Origin of the sequence: Flavobacterium sp., from assembly GCF_029242675.1 — a bacterium.
Classification (GTDB): domain Bacteria; phylum Bacteroidota; class Bacteroidia; order Flavobacteriales; family Flavobacteriaceae; genus Flavobacterium.
This window is the reverse complement of the sequence record NZ_JAQWTM010000221.1, coordinates 1-6,380: the sequence shown is the minus strand read 5'-3', so window position 1 is coordinate 6,380 and position 6,380 is coordinate 1. Positions and strand designations below refer to the sequence as shown.

At 36.9% G+C, this 6,380-nt stretch carries 5 protein-coding genes and 1 pseudogene; 1 reads left to right on the top strand and 5 read right to left on the bottom strand.

Translation table 11 applies throughout. The features are described from left to right. The 4 genes and pseudogenes from P8M54_RS08165 to P8M54_RS08150 form a co-directional block, all read right to left on the bottom strand. Positions 1-109 (bottom strand): annotated as a pseudogene (locus tag P8M54_RS08165) (MBL fold metallo-hydrolase); the annotation flags it as partial. A 52-nt stretch (positions 110-161) separates the two neighbouring features. After that, a complete protein-coding gene (gene menA, locus P8M54_RS08160; RefSeq protein ID WP_300287068.1) occupies positions 162-1,124 on the bottom strand; it encodes a 1,4-dihydroxy-2-naphthoate octaprenyltransferase in 963 nt (320 codons plus the stop codon). 81 nt (positions 1,125-1,205) lie between these two features. After that, positions 1,206-2,036: a 1,4-dihydroxy-2-naphthoyl-CoA synthase gene (locus P8M54_RS08155; protein ID WP_300287066.1), complete on the bottom strand. Its 831-nt coding sequence runs from the start codon at positions 2,034-2,036 to the stop codon at positions 1,206-1,208. A 252-nt stretch (positions 2,037-2,288) separates the two neighbouring features. Then, a complete protein-coding gene (locus tag P8M54_RS08150) occupies positions 2,289-3,146 on the bottom strand; it encodes a S1-like domain-containing RNA-binding protein (protein ID WP_300287064.1) in 858 nt (285 codons plus the stop codon). A 139-nt stretch (positions 3,147-3,285) separates the two neighbouring features. Between P8M54_RS08150 and P8M54_RS08145 the strand changes: the two genes are divergently transcribed. Continuing rightward, entirely contained in the window at positions 3,286-4,638 is a 1,353-nt protein-coding gene (locus P8M54_RS08145) for a M20/M25/M40 family metallo-hydrolase (RefSeq protein ID WP_300287062.1), read from the top strand. Positions 4,639-4,726: 88 nt separating this feature from the next. Here P8M54_RS08145 and menD read toward each other — a convergent pair. After that, the coding region (gene menD / locus P8M54_RS08140) for a 2-succinyl-5-enolpyruvyl-6-hydroxy-3-cyclohexene-1-carboxylic-acid synthase (RefSeq protein ID WP_300287060.1) at positions 4,727-6,380 on the bottom strand (1,654 nt) is incomplete at its 5' end.

Genomic DNA, 6,380 nt, shown 5'->3' with positions numbered 1-6,380 from the left:
TATCAACAGCACTGGCAAGTGGGTTGGCAGAAATAAATGGATCTACGATAATGTGTTTTCCACCTATTTCAATTCCTAACGATGCGTGTCCGTAAAAAGTAATTTTCATTTTTTTTGATTTTATAAGTGATTAGATTTTTTCTTTTTCTTTTATGAGTAACTTAACGACCTCCTAAAAACAGATTGACAACAATATCTGATACTAACGATACCATGCACACGGATAACAGAATACAGAGAAAAAAGGTGCTTAGTGCTAGTTTTTTTAATTCTGGATCTAAAGCTCTCGCATCTTGATTTTTGCGGACAGTTAGTAAATGCTTTATTAATGGAAAGAATGCTAAAACAAATAGGTATTGGTCTAACCTAAAGTTGCTTAAAATCGCAAAAAGCACGATGAGCAACATGGCAGTACTCAACAATAAGTAATGGTATATTTTAGCCTTTGCTCCACCTATTTTAACAACGATCGTGTTTTTACCCACTTTTTTATCTGAAGCCTCGTCTCGCATATTATTTAGATTTAACACCCCTACACTCAATAAACCTATAGCAGTCGCAGGTAATAATAGTACTGCGTCTATTTGTTTAGAAAACAAAAAGTTCACGCCTAATGTGCTTACCAAGCCAAAGAAGAGGAACACAAACAAGTCTCCAAAACCACGATAACCATAGGCGGTATTACCAACAGTGTAGCGAATTGCTGAGAAAATTGCAAGAATTCCTAAGAGGAGGTAAAAAAGAGAGTAAAACACATTAGTATCTGTAAAGGCATAATATATTAACGCCATAGCAGAACATAAGGTTAAGAACGATGTAATAATTATGGCTTTTTTCATGGCAGCCGGTGTAATTACACCGCTTTGAATAGCACGCTTAGGCCCTACTCGATCTTCGTTATCAGTTCCTTTTACTCCGTCGCCGTAGTCATTAGCAAAATTTGAAAGTATTTGTAAGCCTAACGTGGTTAATATTGCAAAACCAAAGATATTCCAGTTAAACACATCCGTAGGTGTTAAAATTTCCTCTGTAGGATGTGCTAATGCATAAATACTACCTACGATAATACCAGACACAGATAATGGTAATGTGCGCAATCGTGCGGCTTCAATCCAATGTTTCATTTTAATTATTTTAGTTTAATGTTTAAAGCCTAATCGGTTAAAGTGTTTTACTCCACTTTACTCTTTTAACTTGAAACTGTTTTATGGTAACCATTTTTTTTCAAAGTTAGGCTTACGTTTTTCTAGAAAAGCATTTCTTCCTTCCTTAGCCTCTTCGGTCATATATGCCAAACGAGTCGCTTCACCAGCAAAAACCTGCTGTCCTACCATTCCATCATCAGTCAGGTTCATGGCAAATTTCAGCATTTTGATAGCCATTGGCGACTTTCCTAAGATTTCCTGCGCCCATTCGTAAGCGGTATCTTCTAGTTCGTCATGCGGAATTACAGCGTTTACCATTCCCATATCCATTGCTTCTTGAGCAGAATAGTTACGTCCTAAAAAGAAAATCTCTCTTGCTTTTTTCTGTCCAACCATTTTCGCTAAATAAGCAGATCCATAACCACCGTCAAAACTCGTTACATCAGCATCTGTTTGTTTAAAAATAGCGTGCTCTTTACTCGCAAGAGTCATGTCGCAAACTACATGCAAGCTATGCCCACCACCAACAGCCCAACCTGGAACTACTGCAATGACCACCTTAGGCATAAAACGGATTAATCGTTGTACCTCCAAAATATTTAATCTATGCTGACCATCATCACCAACGTATCCTTGATGACCGCGGGCATTTTGATCGCCACCACTGCAAAAAGAGTAAACACCATCCTTGGTTGAAGGGCCTTCAGCAGACAATAAGACAACGCCTATTGAGGTGTCTTCTTGTGCGTCGTAGAACGCGTTGTAAAGCTCTGCTGTTGTTTTTGGACGAAAAGCATTGCGTACATTAGGTCGGTTAAACGCTATCCTTGCAACACCATTGCATTTCTTGTATGTGATATCTTCGTATTCTTTTGCTGTTATCCAATCCATTGTTATGGGTTTAAATTAGTATACCGTAAAAATAGTGCATTTTTCAGACTTTATGCAACTCAAATGGCTTTTACATTGTAAAAGAAAAAAATTTAAATCCAACGACTGTTTTGCAATAAGAAACTTTCATTTTGCTTCGAAAAAACAAACTTACCAACTAATCTTCGACTCCATCTTCGATTAGTAATAGATCCAAAAAAAGCCAATCAAATGATTGGCTTTTAGTATTATTTGCATGGTAAATGCTGTACTTTATTGATCAGTAATAAGATAAATTCCGTCGTCTTTTATTTCAATCAATTTTTCTCTATACAAGGCTCCAATAGCTTTCTTGAAGGTCTTTTTACTCATTTTTAAAACAGTCTTGATGTCCTCAGGATGTGAGTTATCGTTTAGTCTTAAAAAACCACGACTAGCGCGTAATTCATCTAAAATTTTATGAGCGTTGGGCTCAATACTCTCGTATCCTTGGATTTGAAGCGAAACGTCAATTTTATTATCAGGACGTACATTTTTAATGTAACCTCTCATGCGGTCACCGGTACGAATAGCATCGTCATACACTTCATCTTTGTACAACAAACCTTTGTATTGTTCGTTGATGATCACATTTATACCTAATTCTGTTATGTGGGATACAATTAAATCAACTTCCTCACCCTTTTGAACCGTAATATTTTCGTTTTTCAAAAACTGATTCGTCTTACTAGAAGCAACTAGTCGGTTTGTTTTCTCATCTATGTAAAGGTAAACGAGATAACGCTTTCCTTTTTCCATAGGACGCGCTTGCTCCTTAAACGGAACTAGGATGTCTTTCTCCATTCCCCATTCCATAAAAGCACCTACTTGGTTCACGTAATTCACTCTTAAAAGCGCAAATTCATTCAACAAAATATAAGGCTCCAATGTTGTAGCAACTGGACGTTCCTCATGATCTAAATAAACAAAAACAATAAGTTCTTCTCCTATTTCAAATTCATTGGGAACATATTTGTTAGGTAAAAGGATATCGTGAATTCCTTCTGGATCCGTTTCTGGTGTACCCAAAAATAAACCAACTTTAGTATCACGAAGTATGGTAAGCGTATTGTATTTTCCTATTTCAATCATGTTATTCTAATTTTCTAAAGTACAAAGGTACGAACTTTGAAAATAGGAATTAGAACGAAATGTTATCATTGAAAGAAATCGAATATTTTATTTAATTTTCACTAAATTTGAGCTAACCAAAAACATTTAAATAATTACAATGAAACTACAAAAAATCCTGTACCTATTACCACTAGTACTTTCTACGCCCGTAATAAATGCACAAGCTTTACAAAATGATCCCGAAATCAGTAAAATGGTCAGTGAGATCAAAGCGTCTAGTTTAGAAAATACTGTCGTTAAACTAGTATCTTTTGGAACCCGACATACTTTGAGTGATACTAAAAGCAAAACACGCGGAATTGGTGCTGCCCAAGCTTGGGTTAAATCTGAATTTGATAAATACGCTTTAGAATCAAATGGCCGATTAACATCTAAAATAGATTATTTTACCATTAAAGCCGATGGTCGCCGAATCGCTGTGGACAGCCAACTTGGAAATGTAATGGCTACCTTAAAAGGAACAGATCCTACAGATGATCGTATCTTTATTATCAGTGGACACTTAGATTCTCGTGTGACAGATGTGATGAATACGACCGCCGATGCTCCCGGAGCCAATGACGATGGATCAGGAGTTGCTGCTATGATGGAATTGGCAAAAATCATGAGTAAACGCTCTTATCCTTGCACCATTATATTTGTAGCGGTTACTGGAGAAGAACAAGGATTATACGGTGCCCGACATTTAGCTGAAATGGCTAAAGCTGAAAAATGGAACATCGTTGCTATGTTGAACAATGATATGATTGGAAACAGCTTATCAAGTGGTACACGTTTAAGCAACAATACCAAGGTCCGTGTATTTAGTGAAACGATTCCGTATTTAGAAACCGAAGAAGAGGCCAGAATGCGTAAATCAATTAACAGTGATAATGATAGTCCGTCAAGACAATTAGCTCGTTATATTAAAACAGCTACGGAGCAATACGTTCCACAATTAGAGGTAGAATTGGTATACAGAAACGATCGTTTTTTACGTGGTGGAGATCATACTCCTTTTAGTCAAAACGGATTTACAGCTATTCGTATGTGTGAAATGAATGAAAACTACGATCACCAGCACCAAGACTTACGAACTGAAAAAGGAGTTAAGTACGGAGATTTACCTGAATTTATGGATTTTGACTATTTACGCAAAACAACAGCAGCCAATTTAGCTAGTTTATCCAATTTAGCTTCAGCACCACGTTCTCCACGAAATGTTGGAATTGAGGTTAAAGATTTAACGAATTTCTCTACTTTAGTATGGGAAGCTCCAGAAGGTAAAGCGCCTTATGGATACCAAATCCTGATTAGAAGCACTGCCGATTCCCAATGGCAAAAAACAATTTTTATTAAGGAAACTAAAGCTGAAATTGCCTATTCAAAAGATAACTTTTTCTTTGCAGTACAAGCAGTAGATGAATTAGGACATCTTAGTTTAGCGGTGTTTCCAAAACCTATTCGATAACAAAAATAAAAATAGAGCTTGACAACGAAAATGCCCCAATTAGTATCTCACTATTTGGGGCATTTTTTACGTTTAATTGTGGCATAAATTAAACCAATTCTTTAAAAAACTGTAATAATAATGCATCATTAAGCAGTGTGGGAGTAAATACCTCTAAAATCATCGGTTTTTCATTTTGCACATACAAAGTAGATAGTCCTTTCTGCAAACTGTCTTCATCACTAGCGATAGTGTAGTCTAAGCCATACATCTTCGCTAAATGTGCTGCGGTCAGGCAATGTGAAGTTTCGAAAAAAGTATTAAAAACAGGGGTTTCTTCATGACCCGGTAAAATTCTAAAAATACCTCCTCCTCCATTATTAATCAAGATAATTTTGAAGTTTTTCGGAATATAATTATTCCACAAAGCGTTGCTATCGTATAAAAAACCAATGTCCCCTGTAATAAAAACAGTCAGTTTGCCGCTTGCTACTGCCGCACCAATTGCAGTAGAGGTACTACCATCGATACCGCTAGTCCCGCGGTTGCAAAAGACCTCAATTGAAGGATCGATTTCAATTAATTGAGCATAGCGTATAGCAGAACTATTGCTTATTTGAAAATGAGCATTTTTAGGTAAATTCGAAATTACACGATCAAAAACCGTAAAATCAGAAAAAGGAATTTTAGCTAAATAGGCTTCCCCTTTGTCTCTTCTGAGCGCTTTTACAGCATCTAAGGTGTCAAAATAATCACTGTCAACGTTTTTTGTCAAAGGTAAAAAGGCATCAAAAAATACATTGGGTTCTACTTCAAAATGCTTGGTTAACGCATTAAACGTATCATAAGCTCGCAGCGAATCTATATGCCAGTGGTGCTTGGGTTGGTACTTTCTTAAAAAAGCTTTTATCCTTTTCGATACAATCATTCCGCCAAAAGTGATTAAAATATCAGGACGAAAAAAGGCATAATCAACATCCGTAAAAGGCGTGATTATCGTATCGATGTTGTTTATAAACGTAGGATGGTGCAAGTTAGAGGTCGTCTCAGTCAAAACGACAACAGAAGGATCGCTACCCAATGCCTCCACCACTTTATCATCCAAAATATTCGGGTCGGCTACGCCTACAAGTACCATTTTTTTAGGCGATTGATTCCATAATGCGGCATATTCTTCTACTTCAGCAATTGAAATGGATTTTGATACCGTCTCAAACTCGGTAATAGTGCTTTTCACGGCTAACTCCTGTACCGTTTCATACAATGGCTCTTCAAAAGGCGCATTGATATGCACAGGACCTTTTTTAGCTACCGCTGTGTTGATGGCTTGATTTATTTTTAAATCATTTTCAACGGAAACATCTTCAGTAAGGTTTGCATTAAATAAGGAATGATTAGCAAAAACATTCTCTTGTCGAATGGTTTGCCCGTCACCAATATCAATTTTGCTTTGAGGCCTATCTGCTGAAATTACAATTAACGGAATTTGGCTGTAGAACGCTTCCGCAAAAGCGGGATAATAATTCAGTAATGCGGATCCCGAAGTACAAACTAATGCCACAGGCTGCTTTGTTTGTTGCGCAATTCCAAGAGCAAAAAAAGCAGCAGCGCGCTCATCAGCAATACTGTAACTTTTAAAAGCGGGATTACTGGCAAACCCTATTGTTAGAGGCGCATTTCTAGAACCTGGAGAAATAATTATGGTATGTACTCCTTTGGCTTCGCAAATTTGTATAATGCTTTGCGCTAAAGGTATTTTGGGG

Coding starts and splice junctions, on each gene's coding strand:
- P8M54_RS08150 (WP_300287064.1), bottom strand. CDS start 3,146: ATGATTGAAATAGGAAAATACAATACGCTTACCATACTTCGTGATACT.
- P8M54_RS08145 (WP_300287062.1), top strand. CDS start 3,286: ATGAAACTACAAAAAATCCTGTACCTATTACCACTAGTACTTTCTACG.
- P8M54_RS08155 (WP_300287066.1), bottom strand. CDS start 2,036: ATGGATTGGATAACAGCAAAAGAATACGAAGATATCACATACAAGAAA.
- menA (WP_300287068.1), bottom strand. CDS start 1,124: ATGAAACATTGGATTGAAGCCGCACGATTGCGCACATTACCATTATCT.